We start from the raw sequence: 19,138 nt of genomic DNA on the forward strand, positions 1-19,138 counted from the left end.
ATGGAAGGTAATCTGCGGTGGACCCTGATCACGATGATCGCGCCGGTCGCGTGGGGTACGAACTACTACGTCACCCGCGCATTCCTGCCCGCCGACGAGCCCCTGTACGGCGCGGCTTTCCGGGCGCTGCCGGCCGGACTGCTCCTCCTGGCGGCCTGCCGGGCGCGACCGCACGGGTCGTGGTGGTGGAAGTCCCTGGCCCTCGGCATCCTCAACATGGGCGGGTTCTTCGCCTTGATCTACATCGCGGCGCAGCGGCTGCCCACCAGCGTCGCCTCCTCCGTCATGGCGACCTCGCCGATGGTCATGATGCTGATCGCCTGGGGACTCATCGCCGAGCGGCCACGCCCCGCTCACCTGATCGGCGCGGGGGTCGGCATCGGCGGCGTCTACCTCATGCTGTTCACCGGAGCCACCTCGATCGATCTTCTCGGCGTCGGCGCCTCCATCGCCGCCATGCTCATGTCTTCCTGCGGCTACATCCTCGCCAAGCGCTGGAGCACCGAGGTCGAGGTGCTCGCCTCGACGTCCTGGCAGCTCATCGCCGGCGGTCTTCTGCTGTTCCCGCTCGCCGTCGCCGCCGAGGGGGCGCCGCCGCACCTCGACGGGGCGGCCGTCCTCGGCTTCGGCTACGTCACCGTCGTGGCGACCGCACTGGCCTTCGCCGCCTGGTTCGCCTGCCTGCGCCACCTGCCCGCCGCCACTGTGGGCCTGGTCGGTCTCCTGAACCCGGTGACGGGCGTACTGCTCGGCACCGTGATCGCCGGGGAGGCGCTCACGGTCAAGCAGTTCTGCGGACTCGCCCTGGTGACCATCGGCATCCTCCTGGGCCAGCCGGTGCTCCGACGATGGGGGCGCTCGCACGGCGCGACATCCACGGCTCGGAACCAGGGCGGTCGGCCGGGCGTACGTGCCCCGGAATCCGCCTGCAAGGTGCCCCCTGCGTGATCTCCTCAGGACTTGGGCGACCGAGCCACAACTTGGCGGCGCCACCGTTCGGGTGAAACGACGGAACTACGTCGGCGATCGGTAGTTGAGCAGCATGTTCTTCCCTGTGCTGCCCGCTTCATCTCCAAAGGATTGCAAATGCTCAAGAAGTTCCTCGGCACCGCCGCGGTGGCCGCCTCCATCGTCGGCGTCTCCGCTGCGTTCGTTTCCCCGGCCATGGCCATCGGCAACGACGAAGGCGCGTCCACCACCAACGGCAACGGCGCCGAGCAGTCGTACGGCAACACCCACACCGGCGGCACCCTCAGCCCGCAGGTCGGTCTGGTTCAGGGAACGCTGAACAAGCCGTGCATCGGCCTGCCCGTCAAGGCGAACGTCGGTTCCCTCGTCGGCGCCGTCCCGATCACGGTGCAGGACATCAACGTCCTGTCCTCCCCGCAGAACCAGCAGTGCGCCGAGAACTCCTCGCAGATCAAGGGCGACGAGCCGCTGTCGCACATCCTGGACCAGATTCCGGTCCTGTCCGGCAACGGTGTCGCCAACCACTGACACTCACGTCCGGCAGTACCCCAAGGGCCCCGAAACCGCACAGGTTTCGGGGCCCTTGGGGCGCTTAGGGCGCTTGTGCACGGAGCCGGTCGGCTGGGACCGGAACACCGTCAGGAATCGTCGTCGACCGTTCGCGGCTTCTGCCTGCGCATCAGCACCGCTCCCGCAAGGACGGCCGCGATGACACCGCAGGCCACCGCGAGCGCGGCCGCGCCCGCGAACAGGTTGCCCAGGCTGTCCCTGAGCAGATGCACGGAGTTGCTTCCTGCGGCGATGGAGTGCACCGCCACGATGCCGACGGCAGCGGCCGCGGCGGCCGCCCAGATCCACACCGTGTCCCGCGCGGCCAGCAGGTACGCCAGCGCCAGGCTGAGGACGGCGATGACCGTGGACGCGACTGCCGCCGGTCCGCCGGAACGGAGGCCCGCGATGTCGGTCGGCAGGTGGAGCGCGCCGATCATCAACAGCGCCATGGCGGCGGGCCAGCGCAGCGGGGATCGCAGGGACGACGACGCCGAGCGCTCCGGCGACACACCTTCGAACCCGACGGTGGCCGCCGGGGCTCGTCGGCTGACGGCCTGCGCGGCGCGCGGGACGGCGGCACTTGCGGCAACGGTGGCACTCGCAGCGCTCGGAGTGGCGCTCTCCGAAGCGCCGACGACGGTCCCCTGCCGCTGCGGCCTGTCCTCGACCGGGCCGTACTCCTTACCCGGGCTGTTGTCCTTGCCCGGGCTGTTGTCCTCGCTGGGGCCGTTGTCCTTGCTGGAGCCGTTGTCCTTGTCCGGGCCGAAGACGGCCACCAGCTCGGCCACGTCCTCGATGGGCCGACCCATCGCTGCCGCGAGCAACGCCGTATCGGCGTCGGCGATCGTGTGAGGGGGATTCTTCAGGAGGGTGACCAACTGAAGGACCTCGTCCACCGGGCGGGAGACGGCGGCCATGCGCAACGCCTCGTCCCCCGGGCGTGGCGACTCACCGGTCCGGTTGAGCAGGGCCACCAGTGAGGCGACCTCGTCCAGCGGCCGGGCGGTAGCGACCGCCCGGAGAAGGGTGAGCCTGGGCTCATCGTCTGGGCCTATGTGGCTGGGGTCGTGCTGGGTGGTGCTGAGATCAGATGTCATGACGCGACTTTCTTTGCCGAACCTTCGAGGCCGGGCTCTTTCCCGAAGGTCACCGTGTGTCACAGATGGCACACTGTTGGTCCCATCTCAGCCGATAGGTGCGCCTTCCGCCATTCGGAGCCCCGCACCCGGTCCGATCACGACCGAGGGTGGAAAGCCGGCACCGATGGAGCGCGAGGACACGCACCCTGTCGCGAGATGATGCGGCCGGACCTGGCAGAAGAAAGGCGAACTGCCAGGCCCGACCGGACCTCGATGTCGCACTTGGGCAACGAAGGCGCACGGCCCAGGACACGGACGACGCCCCCACCGCGGACCCGTATTCACCCGGACGGCCCCTCCGGCCGGAGTCCCCGGCGCGCGCGGTACGGAAGGCCGGTCGGCCGTCGGGGCGTCCGTTCGGTGGAACACCCGTGACCTGCCGAGGAGCAGACCCGTTGGTGGGGTCAACGCCGTGATCCCTACGGCGGACTCAACCCTTCCAAGGAGACTTCGATGTCCCGTATTGCCCAGGCAGCCGCCATCACCGCCGCCGCCGGCGCCGTCCTGGCCGCCGGCGCCGGTATGGCCGCCGCCGACGCCGGAGCCCACGGCGCAGCCGTCGGCTCGCCCGGCGTCCTGTCCGGCAACCTCCTCCAGGTGCCCGTCCACGTGCCGGTCAACGTGTGCGGCAACACCGTCGACGTCATCGGGGTCCTCAACCCGGTGTTCGGCAACACCTGCCAGAACATCAGCGGTCACCACGACACCGACGACGACAAGGGCTACGGGGCCGGCGACAACGGCTGACCCGCACCCCACGACCCCCGGGCCGCCGCGGCCAGGACGCCAGCCCGCACATGATCAGGCACGTGAGACGCCCTGATCCTGTGACGCGTCCTCCCGGCGGCCCGGGTTTCGCCCGTACAGGCCCCTGGCGTGCTCGTTCCCCGAAGGGGCCGGGTGCGCGACCATAGTGCGATGCCCGACCACAGCACAGCGCCCGTTCCGCAGCCGGTACAGATCCCTGAACGGGCTGACACGGTGGGGCCTGGCTGGCAGGAGTTGCTGGGCCGCCTGCACCGCCAACTCCGCGCGATGGCCCCCGGATACCGTCTCGTGGACCTCGGGGAGAAATTCGGCGGCCTGCGCATTCACGTCGAGTCCGTGGGCCACGACGGCAACTCGGCGCGCGCCCTGATCACTGCCGCAGAGGCGGAGTCGATGCGCACCTGTGAATTCTGCGGCGCTCCCGGCCGCGTCCGGACCCGCGAAGACACTCCGCGAGGGTGGCGCAAGACCGTGTGCGACACCTGCCACGGCCCGTAGTCCGCCCACCACCTCATGATCGTCAATGGTGTGGTGCGCGGCCGACCGCATGAGGCGTGACCTTCCGGTGCGGCGCCGGGCGCGGAGACAGGAAGTCCCCACCGGGAAATCAGCAGCGTTGTGACAGATTTGCCAAGTTCACAAACCGGGCAGGCGCGCATACTGGGAGGACCTGTCAGTCAGCCTGCCTGAATGCTCGGTCAGTCCAGACCCTGCCGGTCCTGCGATCCGTCTCGCTGATGTCGTCCGTGGCGAGGAGAGAGTCATGACCGAGCTCGGGGTCGCGCCCGCGACCCGATCCCAGGGAAGCGACTACGCGGAACTCATGAGGCAAGTACGGGGCGCCGGACTGCTGGAGCGCCGGACCGCGTACTACTACGTCAAGATCGGTGTGACGGCGGCGCTGCTCGCCGCCGGGATCGCCGTGTTCGTCGTCATCGGCGACTCCTGGTGGCAGCTGGGCACCGCAGCGTATCTGGCCGCGGTCTTCGCCCAGCTCGGCTTTGTCGCCCACGATGCCGGGCACCAGCAGATCTTTCGCCGCCGACCGGCGAACGCGGTGGTCGGCCTCGTCCACGCCAACCTGCTCATCGGGTTCAGTTACGGCTGGTGGGTGAGCAAGCACAATCTCCACCACGCGCATCCGAACGAACCCGGCCGCGACCCCGACGTCGCCCCGGGCGCCGTCGTGTTCACCCCGCAGGAGGCCCGCACGCTGCGGGGCCCGGCCAGGCTGCTGGCCCGCTGGCAGGTATGGCTGTTCTTCCCGCTGCTCCTGCTGGAGAGCGCCAATCTGCACGCGCTGAGCGTGGGATCGCTACTGCGGCGGCGGAACAGGCACAACAGCCTGGAGTTGGGGTTGCTGCTGCTCCACGCCGCGGGATTCCTGGCCGTGGTCCTGCTCGTTCTGCCGCCCGTGAAGGCCCTGGTGTTCGTGGTCGTGCAGCAGGGTCTGTTCGGGCTCTATCTGGGGTGCGCGTTCGCCCCGAACCACAAAGGCATGCCGATGCCGGAGTCGGGCAGCGCGGACTATCTTCGCCGACAGGTCCTGACCTCGCGCAACATCCGCGGCGGCACGGTCACCGACTGGCTCCTCGGCGGGCTGAACTACCAGATCGAGCACCACCTGTTTCCCAGCATGCCCCGACCCAACCTCTCCCGAGTGCAGCCGCTGGTACGGGAGTTCTGCGTGCGGCACGGGATCGACTACCTCCAGTGCGGCGCCGTGGACTCGTACCGCCAGGCGCTGCGCCACCTGCAGAGCGTGGCGAACGCGACGCTGCGCGTCCCCGTCACGACGACGTGACGGTCACGTCGGGGCGCGGGGCCGGCGTCGCGGCATGATCGTGCTTCACATCGCGGTGCCGGCGACGCCATGGGGGATGGCGTCGGTGTCGAAGGTGCCGTCGGTGATGTCGCGAGCCAGGGCGGCGAGCTTCAGGTTGTGGTTGCGGGCGTAGCGGCGGAACGCGGCGAAGGCGTCGTCGACGGAGAGCTGCCAGCGTTCGGCAAGGATGCCCTTGACCTGCTCCAGGACGATGCGGCTGGTCAGCGCGTATTGCAGTTGGCCGCGTTCGGTCTCGCTCTGGGCCAAGGTGCGCTGCTGCAGGATCGCGATGGTCGCGATGTCCGCCATGGCCTGGGCGAGCGAGACGTCCTGATAACTCAGGGGGGCGGGATCGGTCTGGAACAGGCTCAGGGCGCCGATGATGCGCCCACGCAGCCGCAGCGGCAGCGCGTTCGTGGCCACGAAGCCGATGTCCTGGGCCTGGGTGGCGAACTGCGGCCAGTCGTCGGTGATCCGGGAAGCGGTGAGGTCGATGTTGGTGCGGGGCTGCCCGCTCTGGAAGCACTCCACGCACGGGCCCTGGTCGTGCTGCGTGGCGAAGAACTCCAGCAGCCGGGTGCGCTCGTCGGAAGCGGCCAGGACCCGCAGGATGCCGTGTTCGTCCGCGAGGAGGATCCCCACGGCGGCCACGTCGAGGAGTTCCATGCAGCGGACGGACAGCTGCTGCAGGAAGTCGATGACGTCGAAATCATCGATCAGGGAATCGGCGATCTCGACGAACACCTGGGAGAGTTGCTGTTCGCGGGGCATGGCGATCAGTCCTTGTCTGCGACAGCAGGCTCAGTGCCGTCGGTGTTGGGGTCCAGGCGCAACCGCCGGGCCACGATCTCTCGGGAAATGTCGGTGATGGTGCGGCCACTGCCATAAGCATGACCCCGCAGTCGCAGCAGAGCTTGGGGCAGGGACAGGCTGAGCTGGACGCTGATCATGCCGGTCGCCTGGTGCACGACGGCCTGCTGCAGTTCGTGGGCGGAATCCCGGGAGACGCGGTCGTCGGGGTCCTGTCGGCGGGGTTCGCCGCCCCCCAGACAGCGGGCGGTCAGTGCGCGGGCCAGGACCAGGGCATCGTCGGCCTGTCCTGAGCTCAGGGGGCCCGGAGTGCGGCGCACCGCGGTCAGCACGCCGACACGGATGGCGCCCAGGCCGATCGGGAAGCAGAACACCGCCCGAACCGCCAGGCCCGCGCTCTCCATGGCCAGGGCGGGCCAGCGGTCGGGGCGCACTCCCGCCAGATCCGGCACCCACACCATGATGCCGGCGCGTACGGTGTCGGGGCCCGGCCCTTCCCCGAGGGTGAACTGCAGATCCTCGAAGGTCTGCGCGCTCTCGTCCGAGCAGGCCACCAGTTCGATACCGGAGTCCTCCATCAGCAGGGACACCGCGAGGCCGTCCACACCCAGCGCGACCGCACCCGCCGTCATGGCATGCGCGATCCCGCCGGGCCCGTCGTCGCGCAGCCGGCGCAACACGTTCGCCATGCGATCACTGATCACCCGGGGTCACCTGGCGCCGTGCCGCCCAGGCCGGAGTCGCCCGCTTGCCGGCAGGACAGGTCGCCTGAGGGTTGGTGCGCGTTCCACGGTGCTGATGTGGTCACAAGACCGACTTTAGAGGTATGGAGAGTGCTCTTTGCGGAATCCGCCGGACCACGCAGCAGATGGCTGCTGCCGGCCAGGGGTCACCCCGGACGTGGGGTGGTTCAGGCGAAGTTGCTTTCCGGCCGCTGTGGCGTACTGGCTGACGGCGAGGAAGAGGTTCAGACCGCTGACGTCGCAGAAGGAGACCGCCGTCAGGTCGATGTCGGCATGCCCGCGAAGGCGAACACCACGGGTGCGCAGCGGCACCTCAGGACGACTGCGGTCGCTGCAGTCCCGCAAGGAGCAGTCCGACCAGTCGTCGGGGGTCGTAGCGGGGGTCGCTGTCCCGACCGATGCAGAGGTTGCCGATGCCGCGCATCAACTCGTAGGCCTGCATACCGGTTCTGATCTCGCCGGCGTCGGCCGCGGCGTCGAGCAACTGCGCGCAGACGGGTACCAAGCGGTCGAGGAAGTAGCTGTGCAGCGCCTCGAACCCGCTGCTGTCCGATTGCAGCGCGTTGGCGAGTCCGTGCTTCGTCACCAGGAAGTCCACGAAGAGGTCGACCCACTGGCGGAGTGCCGTGAGCGGGGAGTCGGCACCGGCCAGCAGGCTCGGTCCGGCCTCGGCGCATGCCTCGACCTGGTGGCGGTAGACGGCGACGACGAGATCCGCCCGGGTCGGGAAGTGGCGGTAGATCGTCCCCATCCCGACGCCCGCTCTGGCCGCGATCTCGCGGATCGGCGCATCCACGCCGGAGGTGACGAACACCGCGGCGGCGGCGGTGAGCAGCGTCTGACGGTTGCGCTGCGCGTCGGCCCGCTTGCCTCGGGCCGGCACCTCCCCGGAGGGGCTTGTCGTGGGCACCGCGCTCTCCTTCCGGCCGCTGTTGACAAAACGGAACAGCGCTCCGTATATTAATCGGAACGTCGCTCCGTTTTCAGTGTAGCTGAATCGGACGCTCCCGACCGCCTCCCCCGCCGCTGTCCGAAGAGACCGGCGGCAAAGGCCATAGAAGGGACCTACGCAGCATGAACGCATCGGCTCACCCCACCGACACCCTCAGCTCACCCACTCCGGTCCTCTCGGTCGCCCCGGTGGTGCTGCCGGCTCCCGGCCGGGTCGTGGACCTGGAACTGCGCGTCTCCGCGCCCGTGACCGGGAGCGAGCTGCCGGTCATCCTCCTCTCCCACGGCCAGGGCTACTCGAACCACCTCTCCTCGCTCAACGGCTACGCCCCCCTCGTCAACTTCTGGGCGGCGCACGGCTTCGTCGTGATCCAGCCCACCCATCTGAGCTCCAGGACGCTGACCCTGGATCCCGCCACCCCCGGCGCACCGCTGTTCTGGCGATCGCGCGCCGAGGACATGAAGCTCGTCCTCGACCGGCTCGACGCGATCGAGGCCGCCGTCCCGCAGCTCCGCGGGCGCCTGGACCACAGCAAGGTCGCCGTTGCCGGGCACTCGATGGGCGGGCACACCGCGAGCCTGCTGCTGGGCGCCCGGCTCACCGATCCACAGGACGGAACGGAGGTGAACCTGGCCGAACCCCGGATCAAGGCCGGTGTGCTGCTTGCCGCGCCCGGCCGGGGCGGCGATGCCCTCACCGAGTCCGTGGCCGAGAATCTCTCCTTCTTCGTGACCACGGACTTCTCCGCGATGACGACGCCCACGCTGGTCGTCGCCGGTGACAAGGACGCCTCTGCCCACCTGACGGTCCGGGGCCCGGACTGGCACGCCGATCCGTACGTCCTCTCCCCCGGCCCCAAGGCCCTGCTCACCCTGTTCGACGCGGAGCACGGGCTCGGCGGGGTCTCCGGATACGACGTCGCCGAGACCACGGACGAGAACCCCGAGCGCGTGGCCGCGGTCCAGCGGCTCACCTGGGCCTATCTCCGCACCGAGCTCTACCCCGGGGATTCCGCCTGGAAGACGGCGTGCGACGAGCTGACGGCCGGCCCCGACCCGCTCGGCCGCGTCGAATCCAAATGAACGGCCACGGCACGAAGCCGTCAGTGGCCGGACAGCGCGGCGCTGAGTGCGGCGTCGAGCTGGGCGGCGGTCGCATCGACATCGGGTCGGTCCGCGGTGAGCCAGGCGTGGACGGACGACTGGAGGACCTGGGTGAACGCGCCGTAGTACGGGGTCCGGGGCCGCTGGACCGCGCCCTGCAGCGCCTTGAGCACGGTCGCCCGGTACGCGGCTCTGTCCTGCGTCGACGGGGTGCGCGCCGGGTCCTCGCCCGCCGTCGCCGCGCGGTGCAACGTCTCGGCGACCTTCGGCCAGCAAGGGCGGGCGCTTCCGTCGTAGGCGGAGACGCGGGTGGCGGCGAACCCGGCGTCGAGCAGGCAGCTTTCGCTTTCCGGGGAGGTCAGGAAGTCGATCAGCGCGCGGGCGTGCGCCGCGCGCGGGGAGTCCGCCGTGACAGCGAGGTTCTGGCCGCCCAGGACCGCATTCCCGGGCAGGCGCGTCACGCCGTACGAGGTGGGCGGCAGCAGCGCGGCCAGTGAACCGTAGCCGTACGGCCAGAAACGCAGGAAAGCCGTCTGGCCCGCGCCGAACTGGGTGAGGCTGGCGCTCTCGTCCGAGGACCTTGCCGCGGGCAGTACGTGCCCCACGCGGGCACCGAGTTCGACGAGCCCGGCCTTGAGCTGCTGCTGGTCCGCCGTGTAATGCCCCTCTTCGTCGGTGAGATGGACACCCACCGACTCGAACGCCTCGATGACGTTGACGGTCAGCCCTTCGTACGCGGCGAGCTGGGTGGTCCAGCCGCCGAGGTACCCGCTCTTGCGGGGGCCGGAGGGCGAGGCACTGTCGAGCTCCTCGATGATGGCGCCGAGGGTGGACCACTGCCATGTCGACACGGCCGACGGGGACAGGTCCACCCCGGCCTGCCGCAGGTAGTCGGGCCGGTAGAAGAGCAGTCCGACGTCGCTGTTGAAGGGCTCGGCGTAGGTACGGCCCTTCCAGTCGGCGGTCTTGGCGACCTGCCCGATCAGGTCCGGGTCCTTGGCCTCCGTCGCGGGGACGGCCCGGATCAGACCGGCCGCCGCGAACTCCGGTATCCAGGTGATGTCCAGGTTCACCACGTCGTAGTGGGCGCTGCCGGACTGCAGCGCGCCGAGCAGCTGGCTGCGCTGCTGATCGGCGGCGCCCGGCAGTTCGACCAGCTCGGCCTGGAGGTCGGCGGAACCCGCGTGCCGCCGATTCCACTCCTCGATGAGGTGCTGGCGCACCCCGCCGGATCCGGTCACGTCCAGACCTGAGGCGACGACGATCGGACCGCTCGCCCCCACGGCGTCGTCGTCGGGCGGCGGTCCTGGTGATCCTCCGGACGAGCAGGCGGCGGCCGCACAGACGAGTAGGGGAAGGAGTGCGGCGAGGGCGCGCCGCCCGGTCCGGCTCATTCGGCGTCTCCTGTCCCGGTCTTCGCGACCTCGGCCGGCAGCTCCGTCGCGAGTTCGACGGCCGGGTCCAAACAGCGGCCACCGGTGGCCGCCGTGATCTGCTGGTTGAGCGGGACCGCGGTGCAACCGCCGCTGTGCAGCGAGACGGTGACGACGCGGCTGGGGGCGCCGGCCACCGCGTCCTGGACCAGCGATGTCAACGCGGCGGGCGGGATGCCCGTCGAGTCCTCGTCGTCCGTGATGAGGACGATCAGCTGGGGCCGGTCGCCGTCCTTCGCCCGGCCGCGCAGTTCGGCCAGTGCCTCGTGCAGCGCGAGGTCCGGTCTGGCGTCCTGGGGGACGGTTCCGGCCTCCGCCACCTTTGCTTCGGCGGCTTTCCGGTCGTGGGTGCCGAACGACAGCAGCTCGCGATGGTGCGCGCTGCCGTCCTCCACGACGGACCAGACCCCGTACTCGTCCTTCGCCCCCAGCGAGCGCAGCGACCGGGCGAGCAGATCCTTGGCGCGGCCCGGGCCGGTCCAGAAACCGTCCATGGACGAGGAGCTGTCGAGCAGGTACAGGACACGGCCGGGACCCAGCGCCTGGCGATACCTCTGCAAGGTCTTGTCGAGCGCGGCGGTGGAGACCTCCGGCGCGACCGACGGCAGGAGGTCGGTGCGGACGGCACGGGAGTTGGCGGGGTCGGTGAGCAGCGATCCGGGGCCGGGGGTGGCGGGATGCCCGTCGCTGACGCCGCGATAGCCGTCGCCGGTGAAGAGTTTCTGGGCGTCGGGCCGTGTCAGCCAGGTGTAGAGATCTCGTACCGCCTGGGCCCGCTCGTCGCTGTGCCGGTCGGCGCCCTTCCATGTGACGTGGATGAACGGCAGATCGGCCATGGGCAGGTCGGCGGGATAGTTGGCGATCCGCTTCGACAGCGTGGCGGACGTGCACGTGGGGTGTCCGGGGTCGGCCGGTCCGAGGTTGAACTGGGCCATGGTCTGCTCGGGGACCAGCACGGCGGCCCGGTCCTCCAGGGCGTTGTTCGTCCCCCGCGCCAGGGCGCACATCAGGTCGTGGGCCGTCGAGGGGGACGGGCTGAGCGCCTGCACCATGCCCTGCTCGATCTCCGCGGGGGACTGTCCCGAGCCGCCGAGCGATGTGTACAGCGCGACCGTGCCGAGCAGTGCGGCGTCGGTGTACTCGGGGTCGGGGCGCAGCAGCGCCGCCTGGGACTGGGGCGCGCGCAGATGGCCGATGATCGCGCTGAGCGCCGTGCCGGTCTGGTCGGCGGCCGGCAGCGAGACGGTCCCGGGGACGGCGAGCACCAGCGGGGAGTAAGCGACCGGGCCGAGCCGGTCCAGGGTGACGGCCTGTCTGCCTGCCTCCCTGGCGCGCTCCCAGGTGCTGCTCGCACCCGGAATCCAGATGTCGGGCTGCGCCCCGAGGTCGCGCTGCGGGCGCAGGCAGTCGCCGGTCGCGGGACAGATGGCGGGCGGGGACTGCCAGACCGCGGAGTTGCGGAAAGCCGTGACGGCGTCCGTGCCCTTCCCCGCGTACACCGTGATGCCGACCGCCCGGCAGCCCCCGGGCCGTTGGAGGTACGCGTCGACGGCCTTCTGGACGGTGGGCAGCGCGTCCGGGTCGGCGAGCAGTCGCAGCTCCGTCGGGGGCGCGCAGGCAGCCGCCTGACCGGAGGTGAGGGCGTACACACCGCCCGCGGCGGCCAGGGCGAGAACCGTGAGGACGACGGCCGCGGTGCGGGTGAACGCACGGTTCTTCAGCCGGTGCCTCAATCGACCGCCGGACCGGGCAGGCGCCGGGACCGGAGGCGGGCCCTGCACCGGCGGCGGGGTGGCCGGGGGCGCAGCTGCCGGGAGATTCGCGGACGCGGCGTGGGAGAGCACCACGTCGTCACCGCGGCGGCGCTCGTCAGGGAGCCAGCGGTGTTCGTCCACCGCGCGGACCGGTTCCATCGCCTCCCGGACGGCGGCCACCAGTCCGGTGAAGGTGACCATCGGCTGCCCGGGAATGCCGTTGGTCAGCAGCCGGTGCACTTCACGGGTGAAGGGGGTGCCGTCCGCCGGACTGCCCTCGGGGATCTCCACCCCGGCCTCGGCGGCGGTGAGCACCGCGAAGTTCTGTTCGCCGTCCGGGGTGAAGTCGCGCAGGGCGTTGCCCGCGTAACAGCAGTCCAGGATGACGACGACCCAGTCGGCCTTGGCGTGGATGAGCGAGCCCATGACGTCGTGCTGCCAGGAGATGGCGTCCACGAAGGGGTGCTCACGGTTATGGGTGACGCGCGAGCCGCTGACCATCAGGTGCAGGTCCGTACCGTTGCTGCGGACCAGGCCGTGCCCCGCGAAGTAGACCAGCAGCAGTCCCTCGGCCTGGTCCCTGGCATCCGAGAGCGCGGCCCGGAACGCGGTATGGCCCAACTCCCCCTCGGGCACGATGAGATCACCCGGATCCAGTACCCCGGTGTCTCCGGCCGTGAGCGCCTGCCGCATCAACTGCACACTGCGCGCAACGGGAAGCAGCGGAGGCAGGTGCTCGTAGGTGTCGACGCCGAGCAGTACGGCACGGTGCCGTTTTCCGCCGGCCCCAGCGTCGTTCCCCCGGCCGCGCGGATCGTACGGCGGCACAGCGGCTACGCCTCCTCCACCTCGTCGGTCGCACCGGAGGTATCAGGATTCTGGTCGCTGTCCAGGCGGATCTCCCGGCCGGGGCCGAGGTCGCCGCCGTCCAGGGTGACACGGGGCTCCTCACGACGGTCCGCGAGCCGGCGGCGGTTGCGTACCCAGGTCAGCACGGACCGCCAGGCGCTCTCGGCGACCGGGCGCACGGCCTCGGCGACCACGACCAGGATGATGTCCTGCAGGATCTCGCCCGCCATGGAGTCGCGCTGGTCACGGGAGGCTCTTCGCACGACGGTGAACTCGCCCCGGTCACGGGCCTCCTTGAGGGAGGAGGACGTGTCCAGCCACTCCTGGAGCGCTTCGAGGTCGAGGTGCCGGTTATGGGTACCGGTGACGCTGATGCGCAGTTCCGTCCGCTCCGCGCCGCCGGAACCGTCCGCGTCACGGGAACCGTCCGCGATACCGTCTGCCATTGCTCTGCCTCCGTCGGGCGCCGTTGCCCATCACCGCAGTGCCGCTCCCTGCCGAAGTGCCCATTCTTTCATGGTCGTTGGCGCCCGGTGGGGGATTGCCGAGGATCCCGGTCACCGCCGGAGACTGTGCGCGCACCGTACGGAGCGCAACCGTCTGTGGCAGCGGGTATGCGAGGGGGTCGCGGGATGGTGCCTGAGGAACCGGAACCGGCGCCGCGGCGGCGGCTCTCGGTTCGGCCCGCGCCGACACTCCACTGCTCCTGGTCACCGCTGTCGCGCTCGGCTGTCTGATCCCGCTGTGGTACCGGTCCACCGTGGTCGCCGTCGACGAATGGGCCGCAGCCGTACGCGCCCTGGTCAACGTCGGGCGCAAGCCGCTCGCGGAATCGCTCGGGCTGGCGCCGCCCTCCGGCCTCGAGGCGGAGCGCACCATGTGGGGGCTGGTCACCAAGCTCTCCCGGCTGCCCTGCAACGAACGCCGCGCCGCCCTGGACCCCTACCGGAGCGGCGGCGGCCCCGGCGCATGACCGGCATCCCGCCGGTCACCCGAGGAGTGGCTGGGGGCAGCCGGTTCGCGGCGACGCCGAGCCGAAGTGCAATCTGCGGGTTGCACGTCATGAGATGTCGTGCAACCCTGGAGTTGCAAGTCAATGGCAGCGATGCAGCGATGAACGGAGTCACCTCATGAGCGAGGACCGGATCGAGCGCGAAACCCTGATCTCGGCACCACTGGGGCGCGTCTGGTCGCTGGTGGCACAACCTGGTTTCTGGGTGGCCGACAAGGCGAGCCTGCCCGGCACCGTGGCCAAGGAAGGTGAGTCGATGGTGGCGAAGAACTCCGAGCACGGCGACTTCCCGGTCCGGGTGGAGAAGGTCCAGCCGCCGACTTACCTGGCGTACCGCTGGACCAGCGCTTTTCCCGGAGAGGAACTGCGCGAGGACAACAGCACCCTTGTGGAGTTCACCCTCACCACGGAAGGCGACCAGACACGGCTGCGCGTCGTCGAGAGCGGGTTCGCGACGCTCGCCGGGTCCGAGGAGCTGCGCAGTGAGAACCACAAGGACCACAGCCAGGGCTGGCCCCTGGAACTCGACGCGCTCAAGAAGCGCGCCGAAGAGCCCTCCGCATGACAGAAGGACCTCCCGGCGCCGCCGAGGTCGTCGACAGCGTCCTCGGGGCGCTGGCCGACCCGACACGGCGGCAGCTGCTCGATCTGCTCGCCGCGCGAGGAGAGGCCACCGCGACGACGCTCGCCGAACGCCTTCCCGTCTCACGGCAGGCCGTGGTCAAGCACCTCGCCGTCCTCGACGCCGCCGGGCTGGTTTCCGGCGGCCGCGTCGGACGCGAGGTGCGGTACACGGTGCGGCCGGCCGCGCTCAACGCGACGGCGCGGTGGATGTCCGCGCTCGCGGCCGACTGGGACCACCGGCTGGCGAACATCAAGCGCGTCGCAGAAGCAGCGGAACGGGATGCGGATTCGGCACGACCCGACTGACGCGGACGACGCCCTCTGTTGTCCGTCGGTCAGTTGTCGACCTGTTGCCCGTCGATCAGCGGTCGACGTTCCGGTAGTGCGTCGTCAACCGTCCGTCGTCGTCCAGGACATGGAAGGCGAGGGCGGGCGGCTGGTCCAGGTGGACGTGGTCCTGGGGGTGCGACCGGTGCTCCCAGGGGAGGCGCAGCGTGGAGACGACTCCTGGTGCCACCAGTACCGGGCGCCCGGCGAAGGTGGTCGCCGCCGGTGTGTGGGCGTGCCCGCACAGGAACGCCGTGATGCCGGGGTGCCGGTCCGTCAGCGCGGCCAGCCGCTCTGCACCGAACTGGCGGATGCCGTCGACGAAGGGGACGTGCAAGGTGGTCGGTGGGTGGTGGAACCCCACCAGGACCGGCACCCCGTCCGGGGTCAGGGTCAGGGTCTCCTCCAGCCACGCCAGCGTCCCGTCGTCCAGGAAGCCCTCGTCCTTGCCGGGCACCGAGGAGTCGCACAGGGCGATGACGACACCGGCGGCGCGGCTCACCTGGTTGACCGGTGCCGCCGAGCCGGGTTGCCCGAGCAGGTGCTGCCGGAACGCGGTGCGCTCGTCGTGGTTTCCGGGGCAGACCATGACGGGGTGCCGGGAGGTCAGCAGCCGGCGGGCCTGCTCGTACTCGGCGGGCAGGGCATGGTCGGCGATGTCCCCGGTGACCAGGACCGCATCGAGGTCGTACGGCAGCTCCTCGAGATAGTCCATGACAGCCCTGGTGCGCTCGACGCTCCGCTGTCCGCTGTCGATGTGGATATCGCTGAGGTGGGCGATCACGATCACGGCTGTGGTCCCTTCGTCGCTGCGTACCGGAGAGGAACGAGAACGGCCAGGGGGTGCTGGCCGGCCCGCCCCTCGAACCTAGAGCGCCATCGGACCAGGAATAAGATCCGGTCTCATGCCGAATTCTTGGTCCAGTTCCCGGCTCGATCTGCACATCGACCTCGACGCCGCCGGTGGGCGGCGCGCCGGCCTGGAGTCGGCTCTCCGGACGGCGATCCGGCAGGGGCGGCTGCCCGCCGGGGCGCTCCTGCCGTCGACCCGCGGGCTGGCCCAGGAACTCGGGATCGCCCGGGGCACCGTCAGCGCCGCCTACGACCAACTGGTCGAGGAGGGCCACCTGACCACCCGCCCGGGATCGGGCACCATCGTCGCCGACACGCCGCACCACACCCCGGCCCCCACGCGCCCCGAACCGGCGCCCACGGCCCCCCCGCCACGACCTCCGCCCCGGGCTCCCCGACATCAGCGCCTTCCCCACCCGGGCCTGGCTCGCCGCCACCCGCCGGGTTCTGACCCACGCCCGCCCCGACGTCTTCGGCGCCGGCGACCCGCAGGGCCGGATCGAACTCCGTAGCGCGCTCGCCGAGTACCTGGGGCGCACCCGTGGGGTGATCACCACCCCGGAGCGCATCGTGATCACCTCCGGGTACTACCAGGGCCTGGGTCTGCTCTGCCGGGTGCTGGCCGCGTCCGGCATCACCACCGCGGCCGTCGAGGACCCGGGCCACAACGTCTTCCGCGCAGTCGTGCAGCGCGCCGGGCTCGCCACTCTCCCGCTGCGCGTCGATGCCCACGGCGCCCGCGTGGAGGCGCTGACATCGCACATCGGGGCCGCGGTTCTCACCCCCTCGCACCAGTACCCGACCGGCGTCCCGCTGCATCCCGGCCGCCGCCAGCAGCTGTGCGGATGGGCCCGCTCCACCGGTGGTCTGATCGTGGAGGACGACTACGACGGTGAGTACCGCTACGACCGCCAACCCATCGGCGCCCTCCAGGGCATCGCCCCCGACCAGGTCGTCCACTGCGGTACCGCGTCCAAGACCCTCGGGCCCGCGCTCCGCCTGGCCTGGATCGTCCTACCGCCCCATCTCGTGTCACCGGTGGTGCGGGCCAAACAGGAAGCCGACCTGTACACCGAGACGCTCGGCCAACTCGTCCTGGCCGACCTGATCACCACCCACGCCTACGACCGCCACGTCCGGGCCACCCGGCTGCGCTACCGGCGCCGACGCGAACTCCTCCTCGACCGGCTGACCGCCACCCCCGGCCTCACGGCCCACGGCGTCCCGGCCGGCCTGCACACCCTCCTCACCCTCCCGTCCGAGGGCCCCACCGAACACGAGCTCCTGACCCACTGCGCCCGCCACGGCCTCGCCCTGCGCGGGCTCACCGAACTCCACCACGAACCGGCCGACCGCCCCCAGGGCCTCCTGATCGGCTTCGCCGCCCCGTCCGAACACACCTACCCGGCCGCCCTCGACGCCCTGTTCACCCACCTGACCACGAGTCGTGGTTCCAGCTGACCCACCGCGTCGGTGAGAGTGCCGCCGGTATCCTGCACGGCATGATCAACTCATCCGCGAGCCTTGACGATGCCGAAGTCGCGATAGCCGCGGCACGCGCCGGCGCGGACGTGGTGCGTGACATGTACGGCCAACGGCTCACCCGCGTCGACAAGGGCGCCGGGGACTTTGCCACCGCCGCCGACATCGAGGCCGAGAAGGCGATTCTCCACGTCATCCGGTCCGCCCGACCCGAGGACGCGGTACTGGGCGAGGAAGGCGGGCAGCAGGGGGCCGCCGAGGCTGCGCGCCAGTGGCTGGTTGATCCCTTGTGCGGGACGCTGAACTACGCCGTCGGCAACATGCTGGTGGCCGTCAACGTGGCGCTGCGTGACGGGGCGGCCGCGGTGGCCGATCCGTTCAGTGGCGAGGTCTTCTTCACCGACGGTGAGACGGCCAGGGTGCGGCACGACGGCGCCGATGTGCGGCTGGCGCCCACGTCCGCCACGCAGTTGGTGGACGTCAACCTGGATCCGCCGTTCCCGAGCGCGCCCGGCTTCCGGGCCGTGGACCTGCTGGCCCACGCCGGGTTCGTCGAGCGGTTCCGGCCGCGGGTCGTGTCCACGACGCTGGCGCTGGCCTGGGTCGCCGCCGGCAAGCGTGCCGCGTACGTCACCGATGGCGGCGACCTGTCGGGGAGCGTGCACTTCGCCGCCGGCATCGCTCTGTGCCGTGCCGCCGGTTGTGTGGTCACCGGGATCGACGGCGCCCCGATCGGTGAGGCGGGCCGCGGACTTGTCGTGGCTGCCGACGCCGGGACCCACGGGCTGCTGATGTCGATGATCCGGAGCCGGGCCGGGGATGCCGGGCAGCGTCCCACCGGCCGGCCGGAGGCCGGGTCATGAGTGTCCACCGCACGCCGTCAGGGTCCGGCCGAGCCCCGACGCCGCAAGCCGCTCCCCCATTCGACCCTGAACTGAGCGTCGCACTGGCCGCCTTGGGCAAGGGGCCGAGGGAGCCGGTCACTCCGGACAATCTTGCGGCCCGGCAGGAGCGGGATGCCGTGACCCGGCCCAGACCGACGGCCGAGGACCTGCGCGCCGACGGCCGTTTCGAGGTGACCGAGTTCTCCGTGCCGGGACCGCCGGACGGACCGGACGTCACGCTCGTGAGCGCGCGGCCGTCCGGACTCGTCGGACCCCTGCCGCTGCTGTACTACCTGCACGGCGGCGCGATGGTCATGGGCAACGCGTGGTCCGTGCTTCCACGGATTCTCCGCGAGTGGGCACTCCCGCTGGAGCTGGCCGTCATCTCGGTGGAGTACCGGTTGGCGCCCATGACGCGCTACCCGGGACCGCTGGAGGACTGCTACGCCGGCCTCGTCTGGGCAGCCGCGCACGCGGCAGAACTGGACATCGACGCGGACCGCATCATCATCGGAGGGAAGAGCGCCGGCGGCGGACTCGCCGCGGCCCTCGCCCTGCTGGCCCGTGACCGGAGCGGCCCCGGGGCACTCGGACAACTGCTGCTGTCCCCGATGCTCGACGACCGCGGCAGCACCTTCTCCAGCCATCAGATGACGGGCCTGGGCGTATGGGACCTCACCTCCAACGCGACCGTGTGGAAGGCGCTGCTGGGTGACCGCTACGGCGCCGCGGACCTGCCGCCCTACGCGGCCCCCTCCCGCGCCACGGACCTCTCCGGACTCCCCCCGGCCTATGTCGAGGTCGGCTCGGCCGAGATGTTCCGGGACGAGGACGTGGCGTACGCGAATGCGATCTGGCAGGCCGGCGGCCAGGCCGAACTGCATGTATGGCCCGGCGCCTACCACGGCTTCGACGGCTTGGCACCGCGAGCGGCCCTCAGTCAGGACGCCCGCAACGCCCGCACCCGCTGGCTCCAGCGTCTTCTCACGCAGTCCGGCACGAGAAACCCGCGGTCAGGGGCGTAACCGGAGGGTGCGGGAACCTCCGGTGGCACGGTTGG

Annotated in this window: 22 protein-coding genes; 13 read left to right on the forward strand and 9 right to left on the reverse strand. The window is 70.8% G+C overall.

All coding sequences use genetic code 11. The features are described from left to right. A complete protein-coding gene (locus O3W51_RS03225) occupies nucleotides 1-948 on the forward strand; it encodes a DMT family transporter (RefSeq protein WP_138352303.1) in 948 nt (315 codons plus the stop codon). A gap of 138 nt (nucleotides 949-1,086) precedes the next feature. After that, the gene (locus O3W51_RS03230) at nucleotides 1,087-1,497 is read left to right on the forward strand and encodes a rodlin (protein ID WP_138352302.1); all 411 of its coding nucleotides are present in this window, start codon (nucleotides 1,087-1,089) and stop codon (nucleotides 1,495-1,497) included. A gap of 110 nt (nucleotides 1,498-1,607) precedes the next feature. Here the strand turns inward: O3W51_RS03230 and O3W51_RS03235 are convergent, their stop codons facing one another. Then, a complete protein-coding gene (locus tag O3W51_RS03235) occupies nucleotides 1,608-2,618 on the reverse strand; it encodes a hypothetical protein (protein WP_138352301.1) in 1,011 nt (336 codons plus the stop codon). A gap of 495 nt (nucleotides 2,619-3,113) precedes the next feature. Here O3W51_RS03235 and O3W51_RS03240 point away from each other — a divergent pair, with 495 nt between their 5' ends. From O3W51_RS03240 to O3W51_RS03250, 3 genes are all read left to right on the forward strand, one after another. Next, nucleotides 3,114-3,407, forward strand: a complete 294-nt coding sequence (locus O3W51_RS03240; protein ID WP_138352300.1) for a chaplin — start codon at nucleotides 3,114-3,116, stop codon at nucleotides 3,405-3,407. Between the two features lie 171 nt (nucleotides 3,408-3,578). Beyond that, a complete protein-coding gene (locus O3W51_RS03245) occupies nucleotides 3,579-3,926 on the forward strand; it encodes a TraR/DksA family transcriptional regulator (RefSeq protein WP_187144712.1) in 348 nt (115 codons plus the stop codon). Nucleotides 3,927-4,191: 265 nt separating this feature from the next. Next, nucleotides 4,192-5,232, forward strand: coding sequence for a fatty acid desaturase family protein (locus O3W51_RS03250; RefSeq protein ID WP_138352299.1), 1,041 nt, complete (start codon nucleotides 4,192-4,194; stop codon nucleotides 5,230-5,232). A gap of 45 nt (nucleotides 5,233-5,277) precedes the next feature. On the opposite strand, the gene O3W51_RS03255 is transcribed toward O3W51_RS03250, so the two are convergent. The 4 genes from O3W51_RS03255 to O3W51_RS03270 form a co-directional block, all read right to left on the reverse strand. Further along, nucleotides 5,278-6,024, reverse strand: coding sequence for a GAF and ANTAR domain-containing protein (locus O3W51_RS03255; RefSeq protein ID WP_187144713.1), 747 nt, complete (start codon nucleotides 6,022-6,024; stop codon nucleotides 5,278-5,280). Nucleotides 6,025-6,029: 5 nt separating this feature from the next. Continuing rightward, entirely contained in the window at nucleotides 6,030-6,767 is a 738-nt protein-coding gene (locus tag O3W51_RS03260) for a GAF and ANTAR domain-containing protein (protein WP_138352297.1), read from the reverse strand. Nucleotides 6,768-6,881: 114 nt separating this feature from the next. Continuing rightward, complete coding sequence (locus O3W51_RS03265) at nucleotides 6,882-7,118, reverse strand: STAS domain-containing protein (protein ID WP_269283630.1); 237 nt, start codon at nucleotides 7,116-7,118, stop codon at nucleotides 6,882-6,884. Between the two features lies 1 nt (nucleotide 7,119). Then, nucleotides 7,120-7,716, reverse strand: coding sequence for a TetR/AcrR family transcriptional regulator (locus O3W51_RS03270; RefSeq protein ID WP_138352296.1), 597 nt, complete (start codon nucleotides 7,714-7,716; stop codon nucleotides 7,120-7,122). A gap of 164 nt (nucleotides 7,717-7,880) precedes the next feature. Here O3W51_RS03270 and O3W51_RS03275 point away from each other — a divergent pair, with 164 nt between their 5' ends. Further along, a complete protein-coding gene (locus tag O3W51_RS03275) occupies nucleotides 7,881-8,840 on the forward strand; it encodes an alpha/beta hydrolase family protein (RefSeq protein ID WP_138352295.1) in 960 nt (319 codons plus the stop codon). A gap of 20 nt (nucleotides 8,841-8,860) precedes the next feature. Here O3W51_RS03275 and O3W51_RS03280 read toward each other — a convergent pair whose 3' ends face one another. From O3W51_RS03280 to O3W51_RS03290, 3 genes are read right to left on the reverse strand one after another with little or no spacing between them, the layout of a single operon-like run. Further along, nucleotides 8,861-10,255 (reverse strand): extracellular solute-binding protein, encoded by a 1,395-nt coding sequence (locus O3W51_RS03280; protein WP_138352294.1) that lies wholly within the window; start codon nucleotides 10,253-10,255, stop codon nucleotides 8,861-8,863. Beyond that, complete coding sequence (locus O3W51_RS03285; RefSeq protein WP_138352293.1) at nucleotides 10,252-12,876, reverse strand: VWA domain-containing protein; 2,625 nt, start codon at nucleotides 12,874-12,876, stop codon at nucleotides 10,252-10,254. Before O3W51_RS03285 ends, O3W51_RS03280 begins: the two co-directional genes overlap by 4 nt. Nucleotides 12,877-12,881: 5 nt before the next feature. Further along, nucleotides 12,882-13,343: a hypothetical protein gene (locus O3W51_RS03290; RefSeq protein ID WP_198357721.1), complete on the reverse strand. Its 462-nt coding sequence runs from the start codon at nucleotides 13,341-13,343 to the stop codon at nucleotides 12,882-12,884. 314 nt (nucleotides 13,344-13,657) lie between these two features. Between O3W51_RS03290 and O3W51_RS03295 the strand changes: the two genes are divergently transcribed. The 3 genes from O3W51_RS03295 (at nucleotide 13,658) to O3W51_RS03305 (ending at nucleotide 14,839) form a co-directional block, all read left to right on the forward strand. Beyond that, nucleotides 13,658-13,870 carry a hypothetical protein gene (locus O3W51_RS03295; protein WP_187144714.1) on the forward strand — a complete coding sequence of 71 codons (213 nt, stop codon included), beginning with the start codon at nucleotides 13,658-13,660 and terminating at the stop codon, nucleotides 13,868-13,870. A gap of 157 nt (nucleotides 13,871-14,027) precedes the next feature. Next, nucleotides 14,028-14,474 (forward strand): SRPBCC domain-containing protein, encoded by a 447-nt coding sequence (locus O3W51_RS03300; protein WP_138352291.1) that lies wholly within the window; start codon nucleotides 14,028-14,030, stop codon nucleotides 14,472-14,474. Then, nucleotides 14,471-14,839 (forward strand): ArsR/SmtB family transcription factor, encoded by a 369-nt coding sequence (locus tag O3W51_RS03305; protein WP_138352290.1) that lies wholly within the window; start codon nucleotides 14,471-14,473, stop codon nucleotides 14,837-14,839. Before O3W51_RS03300 ends, O3W51_RS03305 begins: the two co-directional genes overlap by 4 nt. Before the next feature lie 55 nt (nucleotides 14,840-14,894). Here the strand turns inward: O3W51_RS03305 and O3W51_RS03310 are convergent, their stop codons facing one another. Next, on the reverse strand, nucleotides 14,895-15,650 hold the full coding sequence (locus O3W51_RS03310) for a metallophosphoesterase (protein WP_138352289.1): 756 nt from the start codon (nucleotides 15,648-15,650) through the stop codon (nucleotides 14,895-14,897). A gap of 115 nt (nucleotides 15,651-15,765) precedes the next feature. Between O3W51_RS03310 and O3W51_RS48390 the strand changes: the two genes are divergently transcribed. From O3W51_RS48390 to O3W51_RS03325, 4 genes are read left to right on the forward strand one after another with little or no spacing between them, the layout of a single operon-like run. Then, entirely contained in the window at nucleotides 15,766-16,224 is a 459-nt protein-coding gene (locus O3W51_RS48390) for a winged helix-turn-helix domain-containing protein (protein ID WP_306664978.1), read from the forward strand. Next, nucleotides 16,160-17,173, forward strand: coding sequence for an aminotransferase-like domain-containing protein (locus O3W51_RS03315; RefSeq protein ID WP_306664981.1), 1,014 nt, complete (start codon nucleotides 16,160-16,162; stop codon nucleotides 17,171-17,173). The genes O3W51_RS48390 and O3W51_RS03315 overlap by 65 nt, the downstream gene beginning before the upstream one ends. A gap of 41 nt (nucleotides 17,174-17,214) precedes the next feature. Next, nucleotides 17,215-18,057, forward strand: coding sequence for an inositol monophosphatase family protein (locus O3W51_RS03320; RefSeq protein ID WP_198357720.1), 843 nt, complete (start codon nucleotides 17,215-17,217; stop codon nucleotides 18,055-18,057). Further along, entirely contained in the window at nucleotides 18,054-19,103 is a 1,050-nt protein-coding gene (locus O3W51_RS03325) for an alpha/beta hydrolase (protein WP_138354661.1), read from the forward strand. Before O3W51_RS03320 ends, O3W51_RS03325 begins: the two co-directional genes overlap by 4 nt. Nucleotides 19,104-19,138 lie beyond the last annotated feature (35 nt).

The organism is Streptomyces sp. H39-C1, from assembly GCF_027158125.1.
GTDB lineage: Bacteria > Actinomycetota > Actinomycetes > Streptomycetales > Streptomycetaceae > Actinacidiphila > Actinacidiphila fildesensis.